Genomic DNA, 1,156 nt, shown 5'->3' with positions numbered 1-1,156 from the left:
CCCGACGCGTATGTCGCCGGTTCAGCCGACGCCGAGGTAGGCGGATTTGATGGCGGGGTCGACCAGGAGGTCGCGGCCGGGGCCGGACTTGGTCACCTCGCCGGTTTCCAGGATGTAGGCGCGGTCGCTGCGGGTGAGGGCCTGCTGAGCGTTCTGTTCGACCAGCAGGACCGTGGTGCCGCTGTCGTTGATCTCGGTGATGATGCGGAAGATCTGCTGGATCACCATGGGGGCCAGGCCCATCGACGGCTCGTCCAGGAGCAGGAGCTTCGGGCGGGCCATGAGGGCGCGGCCGATGGCGAGCATCTGCTGTTCACCGCCGGAAAGCGTGCCGCCGACCTGGCGGCGGCGCTCGGCGAGGCGCGGGAACAGCTCGAAGACCCAGTCCAGGGTGGAGTCGTACTCCGACCGCTGCTTGAACGGCCGGGCGTAGCAGCCCATGTCCAGATTCTCCTGGACCGTCATTCCCGGGAAGACACCGCGCCCTTCGGGAGCCTGAATGAGCCCGGCCAGCACCCGCTCGTGCGCCTTCATGCGGGTGATGTCCTTGCCCTCGAACAGGATTCGCCCCCTGGTCAAGGGCAGCAGGCCGGACAGGGCGCGCATGGTGGTGGTCTTGCCCGCACCGTTGGCGCCCAGCAGGGTCACCAGCTCACCGGAGCCGACATTCAGCGAGATACCGTGCAGCGCTTGGATTCTGCCGTAATTGACGACGATGTCGTCGACCTGGAGCAGTGCGGACGCACCTTCCGGGGCCGTCGTTCCGGCGGGCTTGCGCAGTGTGACAGCCGATTCCGTCGACGAGGTCCGGTCGGACTCGCCGATGTCGGCCGCGGCCTCGTCGCCGCCGGACTCGCGTTCAGCCGACTCGGATCCGGACTCCGCGGACCCGCGCTCAGGAGATTCGGGCCCCGCGGACTCTGATTCAGCGGCTCCCGACTCGCCCGCGTCGGCCGCCGCGGAATCCGTACCCTCCGCCGTGGCGACATCGGCCGCGATCTCCTCGGCCTCGGCACCCTCCGCGACGTCCTCGGCAGCCACCTCGGCGGCCGGACTGTCCTCCGGCACACCCAGATACGCCGCGATCACCGCCGGATCCTCGCGGATCTGCTCCGGCAGCCCGTCGGCGATCTTGCGCCCGAACTCGAGCACCACG

1 protein-coding gene and 1 pseudogene are annotated in these 1,156 nt (G+C 69.3%); both read right to left on the bottom strand.

The window, feature by feature from the left end; translation table 11 throughout:
* Window positions 1-21 precede the first annotated feature (21 nt).
* Window positions 22-735: an ABC transporter ATP-binding protein gene (locus QK444_RS36415; protein WP_228812569.1), complete on the bottom strand. Its 714-nt coding sequence runs from the start codon at window positions 733-735 to the stop codon at window positions 22-24.
* 361 nt (window positions 736-1,096) lie between these two features.
* Window positions 1,097-1,152: pseudogene (locus QK444_RS36410) on the bottom strand (hypothetical protein); the annotation flags it as partial.
* Window positions 1,153-1,156 lie beyond the last annotated feature (4 nt).

The sequence above is a fragment of the Nocardia sp. CC201C genome, assembly GCF_030010695.1.
Classification (GTDB): Bacteria; Actinomycetota; Actinomycetes; order Mycobacteriales; family Mycobacteriaceae; genus Nocardia; species Nocardia otitidiscaviarum.
The sequence above is the reverse complement of the archived record's forward strand: the minus strand, read 5'-3'. Positions and strand labels throughout refer to the sequence as shown.